At 47.8% G+C, this 25,463-nt stretch carries 24 protein-coding genes; 8 read left to right on the top strand and 16 right to left on the bottom strand.

All coding sequences use genetic code 11. The annotated features are described in order from the left end of the window. Positions 1-573 precede the first annotated feature (573 nt). Entirely contained in the window at positions 574-1,497 is a 924-nt protein-coding gene (locus KH703_RS02100) for a methylenetetrahydrofolate reductase (protein WP_304293710.1), read from the bottom strand. Positions 1,498-1,591: 94 nt separating this feature from the next. Here KH703_RS02100 and KH703_RS02095 point away from each other — a divergent pair, with 94 nt between their 5' ends. From KH703_RS02095 to KH703_RS02065, 7 genes are all read left to right on the top strand, one after another. After that, entirely contained in the window at positions 1,592-3,883 is a 2,292-nt protein-coding gene (locus tag KH703_RS02095) for an ATP-binding protein (RefSeq protein ID WP_304293709.1), read from the top strand. 11 nt (positions 3,884-3,894) lie between these two features. Further along, a complete protein-coding gene (plsY, locus tag KH703_RS02090) occupies positions 3,895-4,638 on the top strand; it encodes a glycerol-3-phosphate 1-O-acyltransferase PlsY (RefSeq protein ID WP_304293708.1) in 744 nt (247 codons plus the stop codon). Then, positions 4,635-4,952, top strand: coding sequence for a dihydroneopterin aldolase (locus KH703_RS02085; protein ID WP_304293707.1), 318 nt, complete (start codon positions 4,635-4,637; stop codon positions 4,950-4,952). Before plsY ends, KH703_RS02085 begins: the two co-directional genes overlap by 4 nt. 76 nt (positions 4,953-5,028) lie before the next feature. After that, positions 5,029-5,700: a homeostatic response regulator transcription factor HsrA gene (gene hsrA / locus KH703_RS02080; RefSeq protein WP_005871260.1), complete on the top strand. Its 672-nt coding sequence runs from the start codon at positions 5,029-5,031 to the stop codon at positions 5,698-5,700. 38 nt (positions 5,701-5,738) lie between these two features. Continuing rightward, on the top strand, positions 5,739-6,986 hold the full coding sequence (locus tag KH703_RS02075) for a HAMP domain-containing sensor histidine kinase (RefSeq protein ID WP_304293704.1): 1,248 nt from the start codon (positions 5,739-5,741) through the stop codon (positions 6,984-6,986). Between the two features lie 49 nt (positions 6,987-7,035). Next, positions 7,036-7,281, top strand: a complete 246-nt coding sequence (locus tag KH703_RS02070) for a YfhL family 4Fe-4S dicluster ferredoxin (protein WP_005871264.1) — start codon at positions 7,036-7,038, stop codon at positions 7,279-7,281. After that, the gene (locus KH703_RS02065) at positions 7,282-8,724 is read left to right on the top strand and encodes a Ppx/GppA phosphatase family protein (protein WP_304293702.1); all 1,443 of its coding nucleotides are present in this window, start codon (positions 7,282-7,284) and stop codon (positions 8,722-8,724) included. It abuts the gene before it with no gap. 96 nt (positions 8,725-8,820) lie between these two features. On the opposite strand, the gene KH703_RS02060 is transcribed toward KH703_RS02065, so the two are convergent. From KH703_RS02060 to KH703_RS02045, 4 genes are all read right to left on the bottom strand, one after another. Beyond that, positions 8,821-9,909, bottom strand: coding sequence for a hypothetical protein (locus KH703_RS02060; protein WP_304293700.1), 1,089 nt, complete (start codon positions 9,907-9,909; stop codon positions 8,821-8,823). A 75-nt stretch (positions 9,910-9,984) separates the two neighbouring features. Continuing rightward, the gene (locus tag KH703_RS02055; protein WP_005871269.1) at positions 9,985-10,290 is read right to left on the bottom strand and encodes a metal-sulfur cluster assembly factor; all 306 of its coding nucleotides are present in this window, start codon (positions 10,288-10,290) and stop codon (positions 9,985-9,987) included. Continuing rightward, the gene (locus KH703_RS02050) at positions 10,287-11,462 is read right to left on the bottom strand and encodes a peptidase M50 (protein WP_304293697.1); all 1,176 of its coding nucleotides are present in this window, start codon (positions 11,460-11,462) and stop codon (positions 10,287-10,289) included. The genes KH703_RS02055 and KH703_RS02050 overlap by 4 nt, the downstream gene beginning before the upstream one ends. Positions 11,463-11,479: 17 nt before the next feature. Continuing rightward, positions 11,480-11,824 carry a hypothetical protein gene (locus KH703_RS02045; RefSeq protein ID WP_304293695.1) on the bottom strand — a complete coding sequence of 115 codons (345 nt, stop codon included), beginning with the start codon at positions 11,822-11,824 and terminating at the stop codon, positions 11,480-11,482. Positions 11,825-11,968: 144 nt separating this feature from the next. Here KH703_RS02045 and polA point away from each other — a divergent pair, with 144 nt between their 5' ends. Further along, positions 11,969-14,785 carry a DNA polymerase I gene (gene polA / locus KH703_RS02040; protein ID WP_304293693.1) on the top strand — a complete coding sequence of 939 codons (2,817 nt, stop codon included), beginning with the start codon at positions 11,969-11,971 and terminating at the stop codon, positions 14,783-14,785. Between the two features lie 636 nt (positions 14,786-15,421). On the opposite strand, the gene KH703_RS02035 is transcribed toward polA, so the two are convergent. The 11 genes from KH703_RS02035 to KH703_RS01985 form a co-directional block, all read right to left on the bottom strand. Then, positions 15,422-16,558, bottom strand: coding sequence for a PLP-dependent aspartate aminotransferase family protein (locus KH703_RS02035; RefSeq protein WP_304293691.1), 1,137 nt, complete (start codon positions 16,556-16,558; stop codon positions 15,422-15,424). A 25-nt stretch (positions 16,559-16,583) separates the two neighbouring features. Next, complete coding sequence (locus tag KH703_RS02030) at positions 16,584-17,318, bottom strand: amino acid ABC transporter ATP-binding protein (RefSeq protein ID WP_304293689.1); 735 nt, start codon at positions 17,316-17,318, stop codon at positions 16,584-16,586. Then, positions 17,318-17,986 (bottom strand): amino acid ABC transporter permease, encoded by a 669-nt coding sequence (locus KH703_RS02025; RefSeq protein WP_304293687.1) that lies wholly within the window; start codon positions 17,984-17,986, stop codon positions 17,318-17,320. Before KH703_RS02025 ends, KH703_RS02030 begins: the two co-directional genes overlap by 1 nt. Then, positions 17,983-18,732, bottom strand: coding sequence for an amino acid ABC transporter substrate-binding protein (locus KH703_RS02020; RefSeq protein ID WP_304293685.1), 750 nt, complete (start codon positions 18,730-18,732; stop codon positions 17,983-17,985). Before KH703_RS02020 ends, KH703_RS02025 begins: the two co-directional genes overlap by 4 nt. A 93-nt stretch (positions 18,733-18,825) precedes the next feature. Further along, positions 18,826-19,569, bottom strand: coding sequence for an amino acid ABC transporter substrate-binding protein (locus KH703_RS02015; protein ID WP_304293683.1), 744 nt, complete (start codon positions 19,567-19,569; stop codon positions 18,826-18,828). A gap of 698 nt (positions 19,570-20,267) precedes the next feature. Next, positions 20,268-21,818 carry a flavocytochrome c gene (locus tag KH703_RS02010; protein ID WP_304293681.1) on the bottom strand — a complete coding sequence of 517 codons (1,551 nt, stop codon included), beginning with the start codon at positions 21,816-21,818 and terminating at the stop codon, positions 20,268-20,270. 267 nt (positions 21,819-22,085) lie between these two features. Next, a complete protein-coding gene (locus KH703_RS02005) occupies positions 22,086-22,913 on the bottom strand; it encodes a radical SAM protein (RefSeq protein WP_304293861.1) in 828 nt (275 codons plus the stop codon). Then, complete coding sequence (locus tag KH703_RS02000; RefSeq protein WP_304293679.1) at positions 22,913-23,689, bottom strand: 4Fe-4S binding protein; 777 nt, start codon at positions 23,687-23,689, stop codon at positions 22,913-22,915. The genes KH703_RS02005 and KH703_RS02000 overlap by 1 nt, the downstream gene beginning before the upstream one ends. Continuing rightward, the gene (locus KH703_RS01995; protein WP_304293677.1) at positions 23,682-24,542 is read right to left on the bottom strand and encodes a substrate-binding domain-containing protein; all 861 of its coding nucleotides are present in this window, start codon (positions 24,540-24,542) and stop codon (positions 23,682-23,684) included. The genes KH703_RS02000 and KH703_RS01995 overlap by 8 nt, the downstream gene beginning before the upstream one ends. A gap of 72 nt (positions 24,543-24,614) precedes the next feature. Beyond that, on the bottom strand, positions 24,615-24,917 hold the full coding sequence (locus KH703_RS01990; RefSeq protein ID WP_304293675.1) for a 2-hydroxyacyl-CoA dehydratase family protein: 303 nt from the start codon (positions 24,915-24,917) through the stop codon (positions 24,615-24,617). Beyond that, positions 24,868-25,422 (bottom strand): BadF/BadG/BcrA/BcrD ATPase family protein, encoded by a 555-nt coding sequence (locus tag KH703_RS01985; protein WP_304293673.1) that lies wholly within the window; start codon positions 25,420-25,422, stop codon positions 24,868-24,870. Before KH703_RS01985 ends, KH703_RS01990 begins: the two co-directional genes overlap by 50 nt. Positions 25,423-25,463 lie beyond the last annotated feature (41 nt).

The following is a 25,463-nucleotide window of genomic DNA, read 5'->3' as shown; positions in this document are numbered from 1 at the left end:
ACCTACACATAGGCTTTAGAATAAAATTTAAATACCAAAACGCTTACAACAGCAAACATCAAATTGCCTTAGATTTGAAATTTAGCATAAACGCTAGTAAATTTAATCAAATACCGCAAACGAGGCTTAAAGGATCGCTATGCCATGAGCGAAGAAGCGTCGTATCTCTAAATATCTATAAGGCGTTAAAATCTCCAGCTATCTCCCGTTATACAATATACATTATCCCTGTGTAGATAGTGGATGACAGAGGACGCGCTCATGTCGGCTACAGACTGAAGCGGTCAATGCGTTTAGTTTTAGTGCGAAAGCTACAGATATTTATAGGTTTTGATGGTAGGCCTAGCTCTATGCCATTGTAAGCATTGAAAAATTTTAGCACGAAATATCATCTCACAGTTATGGACGACAGGTATTAAAGCATATTATTAAGGCAATTTTTTATAAATTTTAAGTTCAAATTCCGTTCGGATAAAATTTCGATTTATTTTTCAGAAAGCGATCTGAAATTATTTAAAATTCCTCCGTTAGCTTGGACTATCTAGAGTGTTGCTCGTGTACCCGATTTAAATTTTAAATAACGTAAAATCCCAAATTCTCGTGCTTAAGGATAATTTTTCTGATCTCTTTTAGTAAGCTGAGCGAGGCTTCGATTTCGACGCGGCGGGTGCTGACACTCTCGACGTTTGCGCCCACGCTCACCCCTTTTGCGAGGGCGTATTTATAGATGAAATCAAACATCTCTGCGCACAGCGCTGTTGAACTTTGCAAGATATCGACGCTGCTTTGCAGTCGCTGCTGCAGAAAATCTGGCACCGAGATGCCAAGCCATTTCATAAACTCAAGCGTCTTTAGGCTGCCGCACGGCGTGAAAGTAAAGATTATCGGCACCTTTTTGCACTCCAAAGCGGCGTAATCGTCGATGAAATCTTTGGCATTTTGCACATTATAGACCGCCTGAGTGATAAAAAATTCGCACCCGTCCGCAGTCTTCTCCGCGATTTTTAGGTGCTCGTCGCGGCTCTTTTCATGGCGCTCGGGTATGCAGATGCCACCTAGACAAAGATGCGGCGCCACGAGTCGCTTGATCTCATAGGCGCGGCTTAGATGCAGTTTGCATTCTTCGTTTTTAGAGCTCGCTCCCACGAAAACACCCAGCCCGCTTGCGGCATGCCTTAGAATTTCGCAAAATTCCACCTCGTCGTATTTGCCTACCGCGCGGTAGATGATCGCTTCTTTATCGGTGTGTAGATACTGCGTGTAATAGCGCGCAGGATCGATCGTATGCACAAAAGGAAAGGTCCGCTCATCTTTCGTGCGTGCGCTTTCATCTTGTAGATCGTAGATGACGATGCCGTCGCATTCGCATTCGCCTAGGCGTTGCGACCACGCCGTACCTAGGCGCTCGAGCTCGTCTTGAGAGGACGTGATTTTAGGCGGAACGATGCCGTAGAGTAAAATTCCGCTTTTTCCATTTCTAATTTTTTCTTTTAACACTTGCCATTCCTTGATTTTTCGCACATTTTAGCAAATTTAAATTTAAAAATTTAAATGATATAATGTCGCGCAAATTGCAAATTTAAGGAACGCAATGAAAACGCTTCAAGAAAATTTAAAGCTTTTTTATCTGGGGCTTGAAAACGGCGAGCCATTTTTTTATAAAAACAAGGATCTGACGACTCACGCGCTTATCATCGGAATGACTGGCAGCGGCAAAACAGGACTTGGCATCACGCTGCTAGAGGAAGCCGCGATCGATAATATCCCATCCATCATCATCGATCCGAAGGGCGATCTGACAAATTTAGCTCTTACCTTTCCGCAGATGAGGGCTGAGGATTTTGAGCCTTATATCGATGAGGCTGAGGCGCAAAATAAAGGTCTTAGCGTGCGCGAGTATGCCGAACAGACCGCAAATACTTGGCGCGAAGGTATCGAGGGCTCATATCAAGACCTGGCGCGAGTACAGCTTTTGAAAAACAGCGTTGATTTTAGAATTTATACACCCAAATCAAGCGCAGGCCTTGGGATCAGCCTGCTAAGCGACTTTGAAGCACCGAAGGGCTTAAACGAAGAGGATCTGAACAACTACGTCGGCGGTATCGCCACTAGCGTGCTAAGTCTTGCAGGGATTTCTAGCGATAATCTCAGCTCGCCGGAATTTTTGCTGATCAGCCAAATTCTGACCTATCATTTTAATAAAGGCGAGGGGGTGAGCGTGGTGGATCTCATCGCGCAGATCGGCAACCCGCCATTCGATAAAATCGGCGTTTTCGATGTTAATACCTTCTTTCCGAGCGATAAGCGAATGGCGCTTGCGATGAAGATTAACGCGCTCATCGCAAGCCCGAGTTTTAAGCTTTGGTGCGAGGGCGAGCGGCTAAATATCGCCAAGATGCTCTTTGATGAAAACGGCAGGGCGAGAGCGAATATATTTTCCATCGCGCATCTAAACGACGATGAGAGGATGTTTTTCGTCACGCTGCTTTTGGGCGAGATGATCAAATGGATGCGCACCACCAGCGGCACTAGCTCGCTACGCGCAGTACTTTATATGGATGAAATTTACGGCTTTTTCCCTCCAAACGGCAATCCGCCGAGCAAAACCCCGATGCTTACGCTGCTAAAGCAGGCTCGCGCGTTCGGCCTTGGCTGCGTATTATCGACGCAAAACCCGGTCGATCTCGATTATAAGGGGCTTAGCAATATCGGTACGTGGTTTATCGGGCGCTTGCAAACCGCACAGGATAAGGAGCGCGTCATCAGCGGCCTAAGCGGTATTGGCTCAAATCCGATCGACAAAAGCGTGCTTATGGAGAAAATTTCAAATCTCAAAAAGCGAAATTTTTTGGTAAAAAACATCAACGAGGATGTGCTGCGAGTGATCGAGACGCGCTTTGCGCTAAGCTATCTAAAAGGCCCTTTAAGCAACGAGCAAATTTCAAATTTAATGAAAGACAAAAAGGCTGAAATTTCGTCCGTGTCGAGCGCCTCGCAAGGCGTCAAATCCGCCGGCGCCGCCAAACCCGTAGTTTCTACTGAAATTTCACAGCTTTACAGCTACGGCGCGAGCTTTGAGCTAAGCCCGTATCTATACGCAAGCGCAAAGATGCGATTTTGCGACAAAGGAGTCGATTTTACGCAGCAGCGCACCTTTTTGCTATCGCTTTCGGACGTAAACGAAATAGATTGGAGCGAGGCTAGCACGCGAGAAGTTGCAAATCTAAGCGGACAGGAGCAGGCAGGCTCGCTCTACGGCGCGCTTCCTAGCTTCATCGCGGGAGCAAAAAATTTAAACGCTCAGCTTAAAAGCTTTAAGGAGTGGATCTACCGCAACGAAAAGTTAGAACTTTTTAGCGCGCTTGATCTGCTCTCAAAACCGGGCGAGAGCAGGGAAGAGTTTTTCGTGCGCCTAGGCGATAAGGCGAACGAAGCTTTAGAGGCCAAAACCGATGAGATCGCGGCTAAATTTGAAAAGGAAAAGGCGCGCCTTGAGGATAAAATTTCGCGCGCTAGCGAAAAGTATGAAAAGGAAAAGGGCGACGTGCTAAGTCGCGGGGTGGATGCCGCGCTAAACATAGGCGGAGCGATCTTAGGCGCGTTTTTAGGCCGCTCGCGCAGCGCCGGCAATATCTCTAAAGCAATCAGCGGAGCTAAAAGCGCGCATAAAATTTTAAACGAACGAAGCGAAGCCAAAAATGCCGAAAATAGCCTAAGCGCGCTACAAGAGGAGCTAGAGGTGCTTACGCAGAAATTTGAGGCTGAAGTGGACTTGCTAAAACAGAGCCTGGATTTAAAAAACATTAAACTCGAAACGAAAGAAATTTCGCCGAAGAAAACGGACATTTACGACGAGAAAATTTCGCTACTTTGGAAGAGCTAAAGGGAGAATTTATGGATAAACTTAGTGAAATTTTAAATATCATACACGCCGCTCTCTGCGATCCTAGCTCAAAATATTTTCTAGGAGATGAGCATGGAATTCTAGGAAGCGGAATTCTTGGAATTTTATATAGGACATTTAAGGCGCCAGATTTTTGGTGCTACTTCGTGGCGTATTTGATCGCTGCGATCCCCTTTGGGCTTTTGATCGGCAAATACCTCGGCGGCGTGGATATCAAAAGCGAGGGCAGTGGCTCCATAGGCGCCACCAATGTCCTTCGCGTCTTAAAAACTCGCGATCCGCAAAAAGCAAAAAAGCTCGCGATCCTCACCGTCGCCTGCGACGCGCTAAAGGGCATCCTGCCGATACTAATCGCGCGGGCTTTGGGATTTGACGAAAACGTGCTATGGAGCATGGCGGTCTTTGCAGTGCTTGGGCATTGCTTTAGCCCGTATCTGAAATTTAACGGCGGCAAAGGCATTGCAACGGGAGCCGGCGTGCTTGCTTGCTTCATTCCTATCGAGCTTATCATCGCGCTTGTAGTTTGGTTTGTAGTCGGCAAGACGGTTAAAATTTCATCCGTAGCATCGCTCGCAGCGGCGCTTGCGCTAGTTATCGCTAGCTACGTGATCCATCCGCAGATGCCGGCGATCAACACTCATGCGCCGATCTTTCTGATAGTTTTCATCGTATTTTACAAGCACGCTCCGAATATCGCCAGGCTGCTTAAGGGCGAGGAAAAGCGCGTAGTATGATTAAAATTTTAATCGAAAAGCTGGAATTCGGTGCGATAATCGGTACGCTAGATTTTGAGCGCAAGCGCGAGCAGCGCGTGTGGGTGTGGGCGAAGTTCGGAGCGCAAGAGTTTATCGACTACGCGCGGGTTTGCGAATATATCAAAGCAGAATTCCGCGAGAAAAAATTTCTCCTCGTAGAGGACGCGTTAAAATACTTCGCGCAGGAGTTTCACTCAAAATTTCGCTCGATGGATTATTTTTATATGAAAATTTTAAAGCCCGAAATTTTACAAGATGCAAGCGTCGGCGCAGAAATAGAGATAAAATTTTAAAATTTCTTTAAAAAATCTTGAAATTTTGCTTAAAATATGTTAAAATCGCCGCAAAATTTTAAGGTAAGGAAATTAAATGAGAATTTTAATAGTCGAGGACGAGGTGACTTTAAACAAGACGATAGCGGAGGGCTTGATGGAGTTCGGCTATCAGACGGATACTTCCGAGAGTTTTAAGGACGCAGAGTATTATATCGGCATTAGAAATTATGATTTGGTGCTAACCGATTGGATGCTAGCTGACGGCAACGGCATCGATCTCATCGCATTGGTTAAGCAAAAATCCGCGCGCACCTCTGTCGTCGTGCTATCTGCAAAAGACGATAAAGAAAGCGAGATCAAAGCGCTTCGCGCGGGCGCGGACGATTTTATCAAAAAACCTTTCGATTTTGATGTTTTAGTAGCGCGCCTTGAGGCTAGACTTCGCTTCGGCGGCTCAAATATCATCAAAATCGACGATCTTATCATTGATCCGGACGAGGAAAAGATCACATATCTAGGTCAAGAGATCGAGCTTAAGGGCAAACCGTTTGAGGTGCTAACTCACCTGGCGCGCCACAGCGATCAGATCGTAAGCAAAGAGCAGCTGCTAGACGCTATCTGGGAGGAGCCTGAGCTCGTTACGCCAAACGTCATCGAAGTCGCGATCAATCAAATTCGCCAGAAAATGGATAAGCCTCTAAATATCTCTACGATCGAGACCGTTCGCAGACGCGGATATAGATTTTGCTTTCCACAAAAAGCCTAAGAGTCCGCTTTGTAATACAATTAGCATCCGCTTCATTGATGCTAATTGTCATTTTTTCGGTAATGCTCTATAATTATATGAGAATTACCATCTTCGAAACCCCCGTTCAAAATTTAATCCTAAGAGCGCAAAAAATCGTGGATGCCTCCGTGCCTCCGGATAAAATTTCATCTTTTTTACAGGGCGCATCCGGTGAATACGAAAGCAAAATCATCGAAAACGAAAGTATCAATAAACCTAAATTTATCGAAAGCTCCAAGGATGGCAAGAGCTATTTACAGCTGCACTACCCTTATGGTAAGGATAAAATTTTAAGCATCCGAGCCGACGTGAACGTCTATGCAAACATCGTAAATCAAATACTCATCGACATCATTTTGGTAAATTTGACGATGATATTTTTGGTGGTGTTTTACGCGATGTTTCTCTCGCGCATGCTGCTGATGCCGATTAAGCTGATCAGCCAAAGGCTCGCTTCGGTGGATGAAAAATTTCTAAAGCCGATTGACGGGGCCGAAATCCCGAGCGAGTTTAATATGCTTTCAAACAGCATTAACCGCCTACTTGAGCGTATCGAGACCTTCATTTTGTATCAAAAAGAGCTTTTTATCGGTATTGCGCACGAGCTTAAGACCCCGCTTGCGGTTATGAAAACCAAAAACGAAGTGACGCTGATTAAACCGCGCGAGAGCGAGAAATACGTCGAGGCGCTTAAAAATAATAACGACTCGATCGATAATATGAATAAAATGATCAGTTCGATCCTAGAGATCGGGCGACAGGAGGGGGCACAGTTCGAAGCGCCCGAGCAGACCGATATAATCGCCTATCTCAAGGAGCTCTGCGTAAATTTCACGATTTTAGCGCGCACGGCAGGCAAGGACTTGACGATGGATCTTAAGCCTGAACAACTTGAAATTTCGGTGCAGAAAAGTCTCTTTATGCACGTGATTCAAAATTTTATCCAAAACGCCATAAAATTTTCTCCTGATGGCGAAAAGGTATTGATCGAGAGCGAAATTTCGGATGGAAATTTCATAGTGCGGGTCGCAAACAAAGGCGAGCCGCTTAACGAAGAGATCGATTATTTTGCCCCTTTTAAACGCTACGGCGGCAAACCGGGAGCCGGGCTTGGGTTATTTTTAGCCAAAAATGCTGCTCAAGCGATGGGCGCGCAAGTAGATCTTAAAAACGACAAAGGGCGCTCACTAATTGTCGCGATTTTCAAACTTCCACTAAAAAATTTAAGAAATAGCCCGAAATTCCGCTATTTTAAAACAAAATGAAGCTTTTTATGGTATAAACGCCATAAATTTTTTCGTAAGGTAAAATTATATGTCATTGTTGATTACAAAAGAATGCATCAGTTGCGACGCGTGCCGCGAGGAATGCCCTAATGAAGCTATTTTTGAGGATGAGCCGATATACATCATAGATGCCGATCGATGCTGCGAGTGCGTAGATGATTACTCTGAGCCCGCCTGCATCGTGGTCTGCCCGGTCGAGTGTATCATCACCGATCCCGATAATATCGAGACGGCGGACGAGCTGAAATACAAACACGTCCATATGGAAATTTAAATGCCCAAGCGCGTCGCAGTCATAGATCTGGGCTCAAATTCCGCCAGAGCCGTGATTTTTGAGCGTACTAGCAGGCTCGGATTTTTCATCTTGGCCGAGCACAAGATCAAGATCCGATTAGGCGAAGGCGCTTACGAAAACGGCGGAATTTTAACTACCGAAGCGATGCAGAAATGCCTGCTGGCGTTTAAAAAATTTAAAACCCTCGTATGCAATTACAAGGCTAAACGCGTGTTTTGCATCGGCACCTCCGCGCTTCGCGATGCGCCGAACGGAGCCGAGTTTATAAATCTCGTCCGCAAGCAAACGGGCATCACGATCCGCAAGATAGACGGGCAGACGGAGGCGTATCTGGGTGCTTATGCGGCGCAGAATTTGCTTAGCGACTTTTCCGAGGGCGTTACGTTGGACATCGGCGGCGGCTCGACCGAGCTTGCTTACATAAAAAACGGCAAGATAGAAAATAAAATTTCTCTAAATTTAGGCACGGTGCGGCTAAAGGAGCTGTTTTTCGACCGCGGCGACACGAAGGGGTTGGAGAAATACATAAACAGCGCGATCTCGCAAGTAGGCGCCGAGTTTCGCACGCAAAATTTAATCGTAATGGGCGGCTCCGCGCGAGCGCTATCGGGCGCCGTGATGAGCCTGCAAAACCACCCGCTAAAAATCGTGCATAATTTCAGTTACGATTACGAAAAATACGCGCCGTTTTTTGCCAAGCTGATGAGCGCAAAGACGCTTGATTTGGCAAAATTCCCGATCAAAAAAGACCGCTACGACACGATAAGAGAGGGCGCCATTATCTTTGATAAGATCGTAAGGCGCCTGGGAGCGAAAAAGATCATCACAAGCGGCGTGGGAGTGCGAGAGGGAGCGTTTTTAAGCTCAATTCTGCGCGGCGCAAACCTACCTAGAGGCTTTAATCCGAGCCTAAGAAGCCTCAAAGATCGCTTCGCTTCCGAGCCTAGCGAGGCTCCGAAGTTTGCAAAGGCGCTGTTTTGCGCGCTATCGCCTCTACACGGCTTGAGCGAAAAATATATTAAAATTCTGCAGACCGCAGCATCGCTTTGCGAGATCGGGCGGGCGATCGGCTTTTACGCCAAGCACGAAACCAGCGCGGATATGGTACTCGGCGGGCTGAACTACCGCACGACGCACAAAGAAAAGGCACTCATAGCCGCGATCATCTCGATGCATGGAAAGCGCGAGCTGGGCGCTACGTTTGCGCCTTTGAGCGCGATTTTGCCCGATACCGGCAAGCTTGCGTGGCTTAGCTATATTTTGGAGCTTGCGCGCCTCTTAAGCGAAAACGCGCTAAAAAATTTAGAATTTTGCTTTGAAAATTCCACTCTTAAAATCTCCGGCGCGGATAATTTGATAATGCTTAAAGGAAGCCTTAAAAAGCTCTCAAAACCCGCAATTTTTGCGATAAAATTCCTTTAAATAGCGCCCCTGCTTGTCGCGTAAGTTTAAGGCGGGCGGAGTTCGTTTAATTTTATGAGCTTGAAGCGGGCGATAAATCCCTATCAATAGCGCTTTTTAAATTTTAATTCCATTCTCGGCTAAAAAATAAATGCTAAAAAATCCGTAGTCGGTGCGGACGTAAAGGCGCTCGCTCGAGATTTTAATAGCGGCGGTTTTGACGCAGTGCTCGCACTCAAACTCGCCTAAGAGGCGAAAATCCTCCAAGCTGAATGCTTTAAATCTACCATAAAAGTACGTAAGAAAAATTTGATCGTTTGTGGCAAACCTCATTACGCTTCTTGGCAAGCTTTTTGGTACGCTTAGACGCTTTTTGCTTGCGACGTCCCAAAAATGCAGCTCATCAAAGCCGTTATTTACGACCAAAATCGCATCATTTTTGATAAGCCCCACGTTTAGGGAGTGGATATAGCCCACGTCGCATTCGATACGGCAAAGCTCAGCGAAGTCTTTTAGGCGGTATAGCCTAGCGATATTTTTGCCATTTTCATCCCCACTGGCTACGCAAATTTTATTGCCGAAGCCTATCGTTTTTGCCGAAAAATCCGTTTTAAAATTTAGCTTCTTGTCGCTTCCGAAAGCTAAAATTCCATCCGTGCCACAGGCTAGAATTTCGCCGTTGCCGCTTAGAGCAGAGCTAAAGCCTCCTCCTGTGATACCCCAGGTTTCAAAAAGCCTACTGAATTTCTCTCCGTCAAAAAGAAAGAATTCGTGGTCCAAATCAAGCACCAAGGCCTTTTTGGTAGCAGTCATTTTCCATGCTAAAATTTTTGGTAGTTCAATTTGCGCAAGAGTTCTTAGCTCGTCGTCCAGTACGATTAAATAATCGCAGCCATGCTCGTCAAAATTACATTTATAGACGTAAAATTTATCCTCAAACTCGGCAAATCCAAGCGCTCCGCTGTATCCGCCACCGATATAGGCATGCGCCAGCGCCTCACCGAATTTCGCTTCTTTGTTTTCGTAGATGAAGCCCTTTTTTAGGGCATCAACTTGCTTTTTTACAAAAGCTTTTTGCAAGGCATCGCAATTTGCGAATTCTTTAGAGCTCAGCCTTTCTTTGCCGTTTTGTAGCGTCTTTGAAATCAAACTAAGCCCTTGCGTTTGAAGCAGAATTTCTTTCTTGCCGTTGGTAAATTTTTTCATAGCAGCCCCTAGGTATAAATTTGAAGTCTAATTTTAGAATTTCAAAGCTTAAACTGCGGGGTGCGGCAAAGCTGTTTAAAATCTACCGAGCGCTTCTTTGACGTGATCCTCCGCCATATCGATATTCCACATCGGCTCAAAGACGAGATCGATCTCTACCTCGCCGACGCCCTCCACGCTCTCGGCACCCGCGCGCACCCATTCCACCATCATCTCATGCAGCGGGCACGACTGAGTCGATAGCGTCATCGTGACTTTGGCGTTGTTCGCCTCATCTACCGCTACGTCGTAGATGAGCCCCAGCGACACGACGTCAAAGCCCACCTCAGGGTCCACCACGGCGCGAAGCGCGTCGTAAATTTGCTCCTTCGTTACTTTCATTTTTCCTCTCCGAATTTTATGTAGTTAAAGATATTTACGATGTTGATTAGCACCAAAATTATACTTGCCGCTTGCAAGATAACCGCAGGCGTTAGCGCTCCAAGGCCCGCGCATGCAAGCGCTAAGACGTTTGGCACGCAGGCTGCGTAGGCGATCCTTTTGATTATCATATCCTCGAGCATAGGGATTTTGCGCTTGCCGACGAAGGGCGAGACGTAGTGATACCAGATGAGAAAGGGCGCGATTTTATAAAGGTGCGCGACGATGAAGGCGAACAAAAAGCCGTATAGCAGCCAAAACGCCGCCAAATCTGCGCGATCTGCAATCCAAAATGCCGCGCTAAATCCCAAAGCTGCGAGCGATATGTAGACGTTTAAATTCCAATAATCTATCGCTTTTCGTACGCGCCTAGCCAGGATATAGATCGCCTGAGCCGCAAAGCTCGCAAGCGCAGCAAATGCGATGAAAATTCCAAAGTCTTTTAGCAAAAACAGCCCCGCGAGCAGATACAGCGCCAACGAAGCTTTTGCCAATGCGAAGCTTAGATCGTGCGCCAGGCTAAACATCGGCAGCAGCACGCACGCAGCGCCTACGATGACGAAAAACACAAAGCCCAGCACGAAGTATATGTGATAGGATAAAATTTCTGAAAAATACACTCCGAAAATCTCCACGCCGCTAAGCGCTAGCACGAGGGCAAAGCCAAGGCTGATTCCTACAGCCAAAAACGCAGCCGAGATCGCAAGCGCTACGGCAGGGAAGCTCCATTTAGGCGTGCCGATGAAGCTTAGCGCGTAGCAGATCGTAAAATAAAATAGACTAAGCAGCAAAACGGCGCCGCCTGCGTGCAATAATGCGACATTTGAAAGCAGCAATCCCGCGCTTAGCAGCGCCACGCCCGCGCCGTAGGCGAGGAGATTTAAAAATGCAAATTTGACGGTGAAAAATTCCTTTTGGATGATGACGGAGGTGAGCTGATAGAGCGCTCCGATGATTATGCTGATTACAAATCCCAGCAAAAATACGTGAAAAAAGCTCGCCGTCTGCGGCGCTTGGATCGCGCCGAAATCGGCCTTTAAAAAGCTCGCCGCGCTTAGTAGCAAAAAGATAAAGCCGCAGATGAAATAGCCGCCTACGATGCGAAACGGCGGCGAAAAGGTCGTGATGTTCATCTAAATTTTAAAACTCTTTAGCCGTGGCACTTTGCGTCGGTATCAAAGCCCTCATTGATTGCACCAGGCTTTAGGCTAATGGTGAGCTTGACCGCGTTACCGTCCAGATCCTCGCGGGCAATGTCAAATTTAGACTCGATCTTCGGGATTAGCCCCATCGGAAATTTATGATTGAGCATGACGACTTTTTTGGTGCTATCTTTTACGAAATTTAGCGCCACCAGCGCATTTACCATCGGCTCGGGCGGGACGCATTTGCGCGAATCAAAGCCGATGTACTCCACGCCGTCTTGCGATTTTTTGTAAAATTTCACCGTAGCACCCGCTGCGTCGAACTCCTGCCAGTCTGTGAAAAAATCCATACTTGATCCTTTTTTAAAATTTCGCGCGATTATATAGCAAATTTTAAAATTTTGAAATGAGGTAGGTCAAGTCCTATTTGGAATTTGTAAATTTAGCCGAATTTTAATACACTACGCGTTAAAATTTTAAATCCGAGGACCATTATGCAGACCATCACGATCATCGATACGTTCGGCTTTTTTTTCAGGCTCTACTACGCTATGAGCGGGCTTAAGACCAAAGACGGCAAACCCAGCGGCATGGTGAGCGGATTTGCGAGCTTTATCGCAAATCTTTCGAAGGAATTTAAGAGCGATTATATAATTTTCGCTCTGGATAGCAAGGGCAAGACCTTCCGCTCGGATATCGATCCGAATTACAAAACCAACCGCCAAGCCCCGCCGCCCGCACTTTTGCAACAGCTACCGGTCTGCATTGAGATGATCGAAAAGATGGGGCTTTACTCGCTCGGATGCGAGGGCTACGAAGCGGACGATCTCATCGCAAGCGTCGTTAAAAAGTACGGCGCTACGCATAAAATCAACATCGTTACCTCCGACAAGGACCTGTATCAGCTCATTGGCGAAAACGTTAAAATTTACAGCCACGGCAAAAAGATGCTTTACGGAAGGGAGGAGTGCTTGCAGCGCTACGGCGTCTATCCAGAGCAGATCGTGGATTTTTTGGCGATCTGCGGCGACAGCGCCGATAATATCCCGGGCGTGCGCGGCATCGGCGATAAGGGGGCGAAGAAGCTTTTAGACGAATGGGGCTCGCTCGATGAGATCTATTCAAATTTAGACCGCCTGCCGCAAAACAAACAGCGCGAGTATCTGATAGAAGGTAAGCAGAGCGCCTACATAAGCAAGCGCCTGGCTACGCTTTACGACGAGCTGGAAATCCCGCCTTTAGAGGACGCTAAATTTCCGCAGCAAAATCCGCTTTTTAAAATTCGCGAAATTTTAAAAGATTACGCGCTAAATAGGCTTCTTTCGGCGTTAAGCCTGCAGGAGCAGAACGGACTTGATCTTTGGGGCGAGGGTAAAGGCGCGGGCGGAAAAAGCTCCGTTTTAAGCGGGGGCGGGAAGGGCGCGGGCGCAGAGCCGTCTCGCGGCGGCTCTATCTTGGGCGCTGCCGTAGGGGGGCTAGACGGGCAAAATTCTATTCCGGGCGGCTCTGCTTGCGGCGGACAAAGCTGCGAGAGCGCTTTTAAAACGCCCTTTGAGCCTATTTGTATCACTGATGCAGCGGAGCTTGCAAGGCTGTGCGAGGGCATCGGCGCCGATACCCTAGTGAGCTTCGATACGGAAACCACTAGCATCGATAGCAAAAGCGCCAAAATCGTGGGCTTTTCGTTTGCGTTTAACGAGGAGCGCGCCTACTACGTCCCGCTTGCGCATAGCTACTTGGGCGCTCCGGCTCAAATTTCTTCGTACGCCGCAAAGGCCGCGATAGAGGCGCTATTTCGCGGATATGTAGTGGGGCAAAATTTAAAATACGATTTTGAGATCGTGAAAAATAATTTTAACATTGAGCCGCCGGCATGCTTTGCCGATACGATGGTGCTAGCATGGCTACTAGATCCCGCAAACGCCGTGGGGATGGACTCTATCTCGCCGCGCTATCTGGGGTACGAGACCGTGCATTTCGGCGACGTCGTCAAAAAGGGTGAGACCTTCGCCTCCGTGGAGCTGGACGCCGCTACGATCTATGCAAGCGAGGATGCGTGGGTGACGCTGAGGCTGTATTTTAAGCTCAAACAGCTGCTAGAGCCCGCACTTTTTAAGCTCGCGCAGGAGCTTGAGTTTCCGTTCGTGCGGGTGCTTTGGCAGATGCAAAGATGCGGCATCAAGATCGACGTAGAGATGATAAAGCGCCTAATCGAGCGCAACGAAAGGTCCCTGCGAGCGCTCACGGATGAAATTTATGAGCTTTGCGGCGAGCAGTTTAACATCAACTCTCCCGCCCAGCTCGGCGCCGTGCTTTTCGAGCGGCTCGGGCTTCCTGCCGCAAAGCGCACCAAGACGGGCTATAGCACCGACGAAAGCGTACTGAAGGATCTTACGGCGCTGCATCCTGCCGTGGGTAAAATTTTAGACTACCGCGAGCTGTTTAAGCTGCAAAGCACCTACTGCGAGCCGCTGCTGCAGCTTGCCCTTGCAGATCCGCAAAACCGCGTCAGATCGAATTTCTTACAGACCGGCACGGCTACCGGGCGGCTAGCGAGCAAAAATCCGAACCTTCAAAATATTCCCGCGCGCGGCACCTTTGCGAAGGACGTGCGGGACTGCTTTTTAGCAGACGAAGGCTACTCGCTGATCTCGCTTGATTACTCGCAGATTGAGCTGCGCCTGCTCGCGCACTTTTCGCGCGATCCTGCGCTTTTGGCGGCGTTTAGGGCGGATGAGGACATTCACGCGCGCACGGCGATCAGCATTTTCGGTGACGCGCAGCCCGCGCACCGCACGATCGCAAAGAGCATAAATTTCGGCCTCATCTACGGCATGGGCGCGGGCAAGCTAAGCGATAGCCTAGGTATCGCGCGCGCCGAGGCGAAGGGCTATATCGAGCGCTATTTCGCGGCGTTTTGCACGATCAAGGAGTTTTTGCAAAGCATAAAATCGGACGCAAAAGCGGACGGCTACGTAAGCACGCTTTTTGGGCGCAGGCGTTACTTCGACTTCGCAAACGCGCGCAACAACATGGTCTATGCGAGCTACGAGCGCGAGGCGGTGAATACGAAATTTCAAGGCTCCGCCGCCGACATCATCAAAAAGGCGATGGTTGAGATTTCGCCGCTGCTAAACGATGAGGCGCGGCTGATATTGCAGATCCACGACGAGCTGATCTTCGAGGTGCGGGACGATTTGGCGCAGAGCTTCGGCGCGCGCGCGCAGGAGATAATGCAAAGTGCGGCGAGCCTGAACGTACCGCTTAAGACGAGCCTAAACATCGCCAAGCGCTGGGGCGAGCTGAAGTAACTCCGCCAAATTTAAAGCGGCTAAAATTTTAAGCAGAATTTAAACGGCGCGTAGAATTTTAAATTTTGAGCAGGACGGAGCTTAAATTTGCCCGTTTGATAAATTTAATTACGCTAAATTTAGACGGAGCGGTTGGCGTGGTGCGGCACAGATCGCCGCTGCCTTTAAATTTTTGATTAAATTTAAGCTCTCCGCCAGACAATATCAAACGGCGGTTAGATAGATTTATCCGAATTAAATTTAAACGATGTGTTTTAGCAAGAGGTCTGGATAAATCTTGCCGTGCGTATAAATTAAAATTTCATTTCAGCGGCGTAGTGGCGGAATTTTTAAATTTAAATTTTACGCAAAGCCGCGTGCCGTGTGAAATTTAACGAGTGAAAATTCATACAAAATTTAGCCCGCGAGAAAATGGACATAGGTTTTGCGAAAAAAGATTTTTGTAAGATGAAATGATCGGCGGCGGGTCTTTTTAAATACGCCATGCGCGCCGGTTCGTAAAGACCGCGCCCTTATAGCCTCACGAGCGAAGCTATAAGGATTTTGGACGAAATTTTGGCATGAATTCTACCCGCCCGCGTAAATTTTTACAAGTCTGCATAAAAATTCCGCGAGCTTGCGCAAATTCCGCGCCGCCTATTTTTTTGATTTTTCTAGCGCGGCGGTAAGGTCTGCTATGAGATCGTCCGCGTTTTCGATGCCTATGGCTAGGCGCAGCAAATTTTGACTGATGCCGATGCGCTCTTGCAGCTCTCGCGGATAGCTCTCGTGCGTCATCGACGCGGGGTGGCAGATCAGGCTCTCTACGCCGCCTAGGCTCACAGCTAGATCAAATAGCTCAAGGCTGCGCGCAAAGGTTTTATAGTCGTATTGCGGCTTAAGCACCAGCGAGATGACCGCTCCGATACCGCTAGCTTGGCGATTTTGTATCTTTTTTTCGCTCTCAGAGTGCGAGCCTGCGAAATTTACCGCCTCTACCGCAGGATTGCTGCGTAAAAATTCTATTATCTTTAGCGTATTTTCGCTCTGGCGGTCGAAGCGCACGCTTAGCGTTTTAAGTCCGCGTATTAGCGAATACGCGTCGGTAGGCGAGAGCGTCGCGCCCAGAGTATTTTTCATAAACTGAATTCTTGCGGCAAGCTCATCGTCGTTCGTCGTAACGATGCCGGCGATCAGATCGGCATGCCCGCCTATGTATTTGGTCGCGCTATAAACCACGACGTCTGCGCCGTGCTCTAGCGGGCGCTGATAATATGGGGTTAAGAAGGTATTATCCATCACCACAAGCGCGCCGTTTTTATGTGCGAGCTCGCTTATGCGCTCAATGTCGGTTACGCGCAAAAGCGGATTTGAGGGCGTTTCGATGAATACCATTTTAACGTCGCTTGGAATTTCGGTGATCAAATTTAGATCATCCACCAAGTCGTAATTGATCCCTTGATTTTTAAAAATCCCGCTTACGTAGCGATAGGTGCCGCCGTAGACATTGTTATTTAGCAGCACGCGATCGCCGCTTTTAAGCAGCGCAAACGCAGCGCTCGTAGCCGCCATACCCGAGGCTAGCGCGAAGGCGTATTTGCTGCCTTCAAATTTTGCAAAAAGCTCCTCAAAGGCGTTGCGCGTAGGATTTGCGCCGCGCGAATAGGCGTATTTGCCGAAATCATCCAGGCTTTCTTGCACGAAGGTGCTGGCTAGATATATCGGCGGAATGACCGCGTTGTAGGGGTTGGACTTAGCCTCTATGCCCTTTACGATTAGGGTATCTATTTTCATATTTTCTCCTTGAAATTTAATGGATTTAAAAGCTCATCGCTCCGATAAATTTAGCTATGCGCTCGTCGTTGCTACCGAAGAATTCCTCTGCGTCGCCGTCGAATGCGATAACTCCGCCGTCTAGGAATAAAATTCTATCTGCGATCTTGCGTGCAAAGCCCATATTGTGCGTGACGATGATGAGCGAGCGATCCTCTGCGGCAAGCTCGGCGATAGTCTTTAGCACCTGCGCCTCAAGCTCGGGATCAAGCGCGCTCGTAGGCTCATCCAGCAGCAAAAACTCAGGCTGCATCGCAAGCGCCCGCGCGATCGCCACGCGCTGGCTCTGACCGCCGGAGAGGCGAGCCGGATACGCGCTTGCTTTATCCGCCATACCGACTTTTTTTAGCAGTGCCATTGCATTTGCCTCGGCAAGCTCGCGTGGCTGCTTTAGCACGTGTATGGGCGCTTCGATAACGTTTTGCAAGACGTTGAGGTGCGGAAAGAGATTGAAGCTTTGAAAAACCATGCCCGTATGAGCGCGGAATGGATGATACTCGCTTGTTTTATGCGGAGCGTCGAAATTTATCTTAAACTCGCCTAGCTGTAGCTCGCCGCCGCTTGGAATTTCGAGCAGATTTATGCAGCGCAGCATCGTGGATTTGCCGGAGCCGGAGCTTCCTAAAATCACTGTCGTTTGCCCGTCGCGAAATTCTAAGCTTAGCCCATTTAGCACGACGTGATCGCCGAAGCGCTTAGTTAAGTTCGTAAATTTTATCATCACACGAACCTTGAAAATCGTCGCTCTAACTTGGATTGTAAGAACGTAAGAAGGGTGCAGACTGCTAGATAAAATAGCGCCGCCAGTACGTATAACGTAAGCGGATCGAATGCCCGTGCGGCGATACGTTGAGCGACCATAAACATATCGACCATCGTAATCGAGGCTACGAGCGAAGTGTCTTTAAGCGTAGAGATAAATATATTTGATAGCGGCGGTAGTGATATGCGCGCTGCTTGCGGAGCGATAATGCGGCGCAGAATTTGAGCGTAGCTCATGCCTAGCGAGGTAGCCGCCTCCCATTGCCCCTTTGGTACCGATAGGATCGCAGCTCGCACCGCCTCTGAAGCGTAAGCGCCGATATTTAGGCTAAAGGTAATGATCGCAGCAGCCCAAACATCAAGCGTGATCCCGATGATTGGAAGCCCGAAATAGACGATAAAAAGCTGCACCAAAAGCGGAGTGCCGCGAAAAATCCAAATATAAATTTCGCTTAGCTGCTTTAAAATTTTAAAATTTGCGATGCGTGCGATCGCCGTTAACACCGCAAGCACGAGCCCGAGCAGAAATGAGATTATCGTAAGCGGGATCGTAACTTGCAGCAGAGCTAGCGCCATCGGCTCTAGCGAGCTGCTAACAAGCTCTAGAATTCTGCTTGTTTCGTTCATTCACTCACATCTTTGCCGAAATATTTAAGCGAAATTTCTTTTAGCTTGCCTTCGGCTTTGAGTTCGTTTAAGGCTTTGCTGATTTGATCTGCGAGCTCTTTATTGCCCTTTTGCACGATTGCAGCACTATAATCGACATCTTTTAGCTTTGCAGCGATCTTAATCGGAGCGTCCGGGCGCTGCTTTAAAAAGTCGTAAAATACGGTATTGTCGCGCACGACGGTATCTACGCGGCGAGCGATCAGCAGCTCCATACTTTTGGCGAAACTATCGACGGTTACGTTTTGCGCGCCGTATTTTTTAGCGACTTGCGCCCAGTTGCTGGTAGCGGAGTCTGCATTTTTCTTGCCTTTTAAATCCTCGAAGCTTTTAATGTCGTTGTTATCTTTATGCACGATGATGGCGCCGTAAACGACGGTATAGGGCACGGAGTACTCATATTTTTTCTTGCGCTCGTCGGTAATGCTTACTTGATTAAACACAGCGTCTGCTTTGCCTGCATCAAATGCTGCAAGCATCGCATCCCAAGGCGCAGTTAGAAATTCTATTTTTAGACCAAGCTTTTCGGCGACTGCACGCGCGACATCTACGTCGTATCCTACGAGCTCATTTTTATCGTTATAATACGAAAATGGCGAAAAGGTGCCTTCGGTAGCTACTTTAAGCGTGCCTTCGCGTAGCGTTTTAGCGTTTGCGCTGCATATTAAAAGCGCGCACGCAAGCAAAGTTTTTATTAAATTTTTCATAATTCCTCCAAAATTTTATGAGCGAAATTTAAAATGCGAAATCCCGCTCAGCTAAGTTTAAAATTCCACGCTTCAACTAAGCGGTCGTAGAATTTACTCCGTAATGTCTTTGCCAAAATATTTAAGTGAAATTTCTTTCAGCACGCCTTTTTGCTTTAGCGATTTTAGCGCGGAATTTATCTGCGCCGTCAGCTCATCATCCTTTTTAAGCAGCACAGCTGAATAGATCGGCTCATTGCCTTGAGCTGCGATCTTTAGCGGTGCGTTTGGGCGCTGCTTCATATAGTCGAAAAATGTGATGTTGTCGTTGATCGTAGCGTCTGCGCGACGAGCTATGATGAGCTCCACGCCCTTGCTAAATCCGTCTGCTGTGACGATCTCGGCGCCATAGTTGCGCGCCATGTCAGCCCAGTTACTGGTAGCGGAGTGGACGCTTTTTTTGCCTTTAAGATCCGCAAAACTCTTAATCCCTTCATTGTCAGCTCGCACTACCAGCGCGGCATAAGCCACGGTATAAGGCTCGCTGAAATTATATTTTTTCTTGCGCTCCTGCGTGATGCTTACTTGATTCATCGCTATGTCCGCTTTGCCTGCGTCAAATGCCGCCAGCATCGCATCCCACGGCGCGGTTAAAAATTCCGCTTTTAGCCCTAGCTCTTTTGCTAGTGCGCGAGCGATATCGACATCAAAGCCGGTAAGATTATTTTTCTCGTCATAGAAAGAATACGGCGAGTAGGTCCCCTCCGTGGCTATTACGAGCGTGCCCTCTTTGAGCGTCTTAGCGCCTAAGGTAACGGTGATCAGCGCTGTTGCGAGCAGGGCTTTAAATATTTTCATTGCATCTCCTTGAAATTTAGCTATCGCTCGCGCTGCGAGCAGATGCGCGATTATATCGTGCGGAATATATAATTTTTATTAAAATTTTAAATTTTAGTAAGACGTGATACAAAATTTCGCTCGCGCGGCAAAGTTTTAACGTCATATATTTTTAAAATTTTGACAGAGGTATTTATAAAATTTCAAGTTTATTAGGTAAAAGTATCGCAGACCAAATTCAGTCTGCGATATAAAATAAAATTTGCAAGTATTTCGAGGCGATTTTTTGAGTTAGAAGCTAAAATTTTGCTCAAGCTAGACTTCTGTTTGCAGTTGTGAGTGAAACGAAGCAAAAATAGTCTGTCGGGCAAAATTTTAGCAAACTCCGTAAAAGCGCTCGAAAAATGCAAATTTAAAACGAATTATCGCGAGCTTTAGGCGAGGCGGATCTAAATTTTAGAGCGCAGACAGAACATTTCGTTCATCTAGCGATAAAATTTAATGAAGTACCGCAAGCCGAATTTTCAAATTTAACTTTAAATTCAGCCTGCGATACAAAATAAAATTTGCAAGTGTTTCGAGGCGATTTTTGGGGTTTTCTGCTTCGCAAGCTCGCAGCTGCAAGCAGAAGAAGTTAAAATTTGACGAAGATAAGGCATATAGCCTATCAAGTCAAATTTTAACAAAATCCGTAAAAAGCGTCCGAAAGACGCCGCAAATTAGCCTATATTCTCTCCCGCAATCATACCGAATGTTAAGCAGTCAGCTATCGCCACGCTACCTAAGCGGCTAGCTCCGTGTACGCCGCCGGTGATCTCGCCTGCGGCAAATAGTCTAGGAATAGGCATCTCTGTTTGTAGCGAGATAACCTGAGCTTTGGTATTGATGTCGATACCGCCCATGGTGTGGTGGAGTTTTGGCGTACCGCGCATAGCGTAGAACGGCGGTTTAGAGATATCTACGCCGTTTGTAGTGGTTTTATCCATAGGTTTACCAAAGTCCTCGTCTTTGCCTGATTTAACGAAGCTATTATATCTCTCTACCGTCTTTTTTAGCTCTGCGGCAGGGATTTTATAAGCCGCCGCTAGTTCGTCTAGAGTTTCAAATTTCTTTAGTACGCCAGATTCCAGCGGTTTAGTGTAGTGTTCAGGTATGACCATATTTTTTACGCCCTCAGAGTCGCAGAAGTTGATAGGATAGATATCGGCTTTCGCGTCGATTACTTTAAACATAGCTTGAGAGCGGGTGCGGCGGTCTGCTAGCTCGTTCATATAGCGTTTGCCGGTTCTTGGATCTACTGAAATTCCGTAGCGGAAGCTTCCGTTTACGTTAAACATAGAGCCTACGCCAAAGCCTTTTTCATCAGGGCATGCCCATGGACCGAATTGTATCCAGCTTAGCTGAACAGGGGTAGCGCCGATTCTAAACGCTTCTTTCATAGCGCCTGCGGTTGCGCCCGGGTGGTTGGTGCTATCCGTAGTAGGCAAGATAGACGGATCTTGGACTTGTCTAAAGAATACATCGCGGCAGAATCCTCCTGCGGCTAGCACTACGCCTTTTTTAGCTTTTATAACTTTTTTAGTTCCCGTAGTATTTTCGGCGTCGTCTTTTTGGCTCTTTGGATCAAATTTATAATCCTCTCTGATGATCACTCCGTCTACGCCGCCGTCTTCGCCGAGTACAAACTCGTCAAATTTAGCTCTTTGTCTTAGCTCGCAACCTTGTTGGTTTTTAAAGTATTCTACCATCGGTTGAACGATACCCGAACCCGAGCCGTTAGCGGTTTGAAGCGATCTAGGTACGCTGTGTCCGCCTGCGTGAGTAACTTTATCTATGTATTTAGCGCCGCATTTTAGAGTTAGTTTATATGCATCTTGCGCGCGAGTAGCGATGGTGTCGATTAGATCTACGTGGTTTAGGCCGCGGCCGGCTTTTAGGCAGTCTTTGATAAATAGCTCGTTGCTATCTTTGATGCCTTCTGCTTTTTGCTTGTCGCTGTTTGGAACGGCAAATATACCGCCGTTAATAACGGAGTTACCGCCGACGCGTCCCATCTTTTCTAGGATTAGGACTTTGTTGCCTTTTTCGGCTGCGGTGATACCCGCCGCAAGTCCTGCAAAACCGGAGCCTACGATAACTACGTCCCACTCTTCGTCGAATTTGACGTCTTTAGAGCTTACCGCAGCGTTTGCGTTTACGGAGCCGAGCGCTAAAGCACCCGCGCCAACTAGGCTCATTTTGAGCAGATCACGTCTTGAAACATTTTCCATGATGTCTCCTTTATTTTAAACCGAAATTTCGGTTTTTGATGTGCCTAATTTTGGGAGAATTATAGCCAAAGTTAAATAAAAGCAAAATAATATTATTTAAAAATTGTTTTTAAATTTTTAAAAAGTGTCGCCGCCAAAAAGCCGCTTATCGGCTGCTTGCTAGTTCTAAATTTAGACAAATTCTAAATTTAAATCTCTTCATAAAATTTTACGTTCGCTATGAGAGCATATCCTAGGCCGGATAAAAGACCCGCTAAAAGCAGGTCTTTATTTTTCGCAAAGCTTTCCGCATGCGTCGGAGCGGCATCTGCTGCAGTGAGTCATCTGCGCCATTGAGCCGCCGATTAGCTTGCGCATACTGCGAATTTCTTCATTCGAGGGCGATTTGATATTTGCAAAAGGCGTATCATGCACGGGGATCATCGCCATACAGTTCATGATATCGGCTTGCCATTCCTTGGCCTTTTTCGCGATTTGCGGGACGTGAGCCATATTTACGCCAGGTATTACGACCGTATTGATCTTTACGATCATGCGAGCTTCTTTTAGTTTGCGGATTCCCTCCTCTTGGCACGCCTGAAGAATTCTAGCGCCCTCTTCGCCGCGGTAAATTCTATTTCCGTGGCGTACCCACGCATAAATTTTGCCGCCCACTTCGGGCGTTACGGCATTAACCGTTACCGTCACGTGGCTCACGCCGATGCGCACGATATCATCCACGTGCTCGGGCAGAGCTAGACCGTTTGTGGATAGACAAAGTAGGGCGTGAGGGAAGTGAGCTTTGCATTTTTCAAAGGTAGATAAGGTCTTGTCGGCATCGCACATAGGATCTCCGGGTCCTGCGATACCGATGACCGAGATATCTTGTCTAAATTTAAATAGATTTTCCACGTATAGCGCGGCCTCGTCCGGGCTCTGCACCCTCCCGGTTACGCCGGGGCGATTTTCGTTGGCGCAGTCGTAGATGCGGTTGCAAAAATTGCATTGGATATTGCAATGCGGTGCTACGGGAAGGTGCACGCGCCCGTAGCTCGCGGACGCTTTTTTGCTAAAACACGGGTGGTTGTCGAAGGAGGGTTTGGCGAAAAAATTCATCAATCTTTTTTCCTTCCGAATTTGATGGCATCTGCGTGGCAAACGTCCATACAATCGCCGCAGTTCGTACAGTTTATCTCATCGGGTCTCGTGCCCATTTCGCATTTGCGCAAACAGGCGTTGCAGTTATCGCAGACGCTCGTTTTATAAACGCGAAATATTGAAATTTTACGCAGTAGCTCCATTATGCCGCCGCTAGGACAGGCGAAGCGGCACCATAAATTTGCGATGATCAAGGACGCGGCGATGAGGGCTACGATGACGGCAGTGCGAACCGCCCAGTACCAGTCGGAAAATTTAAAGGACATGATAACGGCGTTTAGATACTCGTCGCTGGTGCGGATAGGGATCATAACGCGGGGGTTGCCGTAGATAAAATACACGCCCGCGCTAAGCAAAACGGCTAGAACCATGCCTATCTGCGCATATCGTAGCTTCCTGTTATTTTTTAGCTTAAGCTTAAAAGCGGCAAATTTGCCGAGCATTTGATTTACGAATCCGCCCGGGCAAAGCCAGCCGCAAAACGCGCGCCCGAGGAAAATAACCAGCACGGGGATAAATAGCCAAAATCCGAAAAAGACGGTCGCGATCCGCCCCCAGCACGTAACTATCGGGCAGGATTGGCAGTTTACGAAAGGCACGATAAAAGGGCATCTAAAAATCCCGTAATACGCCCATTGCCCGATCGCGCCGATAAAAATCAGCTGCACCAAGCGACGAATTTTAGTTAGCCTAGAGACTTTTTTCATCTTTGCCATATTTACTATACTAAACATCTTTTACACCAAACCTTTCTATGAGTTCAAGCCCGCGCGCCGAATGGATAGAGGTAAAGCCGTGTCGCTCGAAAATTCCCTGCCCCTCCACGGAGCAAACGAAGTCCGCGAAGTCGTCGGCTAGCTTCTCGTCTTTTACGTATTTCATGATATTTAGCGTAAATGTAAGCGGCCCGGGCGGAATTAGTTTCTCGTAGATAGGCATATATTCGATTTTATCTTTAAACCTATCGTGCGTCGTTAGGCGCTTTTCGATTATGGACGCATCGCCCTTGCCCTCTACGAGATCGCACATCATCTGGATGACGCATGAGCCGTTGGCAATCATATTTTTCATAACAGGCCCTGTGAGACCTGAATTTTTTAAAATTCCCTTTACCGGTCCGCTACCAGGAGGCGAAGCCCTTAGCGGCAGCATCACCCGCACGCCGGGTTCTGCCAAATCCTTTAGGTCGCAAATGCCCGCGGGATTGCCCTTTGGCACTACTAAAACGTAGTCGGTAAAACATAGCGGTCTAAAGCGGAGGCTAAGCCCAGCCTTGCGCAGTTTTTGAGACAGCTCCAAAACGCGAGCGCCGAAAACCTCCGTCTTGCCCTGCAAGGCTAGCAGCGACTTTCCGAGTGCGCCCGCAAAGGCGCCGGTGTATTGGATATTATGTCCCGTTCTTGACTCATAAATGGCGTTTAGCTCGTTAAATGCTTCGGACAGTCCTCCGCACGACCAGACTTGCAGGGAACCTGGCTTAAACGGCGTATAACCAGCAAGCATCGTTTCCGGTCCGGCGATGGCGGCTGCCGCCAAAGCTCCTTTTAAAAAGCCGCGACGAGATTCGTCTATCTCCTTAAATTTCATGCAACCTCTCCTTTCTTTGGTTTGTTTTTAAATTTAGAAAATTCTTCATTTTAAAATTTCAAGTAAGACCCGCTAAAGTGGCTCGATAAACGCTTCCAAGCGCGTGCGAATTTGCCCGGCGTCTTGTTTTGAATAATCGGTCTTTAGTGACATATAGTTCGCTCCTGCTTCGCGGCTCGCCTCCTTTATTTTATTCGTCTCGATCGCGTAGGTATGGCAGCCGCTTAGCACGACGTCGATGACGCCGTCCGCTTGATACTCGCGGATAAATTCCTTGATGATATCCGAGCGTGCGTCGTTTTGATACATCACCGAACATGGAATTTTAAGGTAGCGCTCGGCGATATTTGCGACCGGATCGCCCTTTGCTTGCACTTAGCGAGGACGGTCTCGGCAAAAACCGTGCATAGGGGCTTAGCTTGATCGCGGGATTTTTTCGAGCGGTTTTGTAAATTTTGCTAAGCTCAAGCCCCAAGCGGCCCGCACTGATCTCTAAAAATTTACCCGTGCCCGCCGAGCATTTATCGTTCATGATAAAATCCGTCGGCTTGCCGTTTAGGGTCTTGATCGCCTTCGTATCCTGCCCGCCCACGCCCTCTACGGTGCAGTCTTGCTCAAATAAAAAGTGTGCCCCAAGCCCGTGGCATAAAATTTCGCTCATGCTAAGCTGCGCGTACTCCACGCTAATGCGTCCGTAGCCCGTAGCCGTCACTAAGCCCTCTGCGTAGCCTTTTTGCTCTAAGGCTTGCTTGATCTGGCGCGCGACCTTGACCGCGCTAAAGCCGCTTGGCAGCAAAAATAGCTCGCAAAATTCGCCGCGTTCGTCCATAACGGCGAGCTTTGACGACGCACCGCCGATGTCGATACCGATAAAATGCATAAAATTTTAAATCCGTCGAAAAATATTTCTACGCCGTAGAA

This window comes from Campylobacter gracilis (assembly GCF_018374135.1).
Taxonomy (GTDB): Bacteria; Campylobacterota; Campylobacteria; order Campylobacterales; family Campylobacteraceae; genus Campylobacter_B; species Campylobacter_B gracilis_A.
This window is presented reverse-complemented; position numbering and strand designations above follow the sequence as displayed.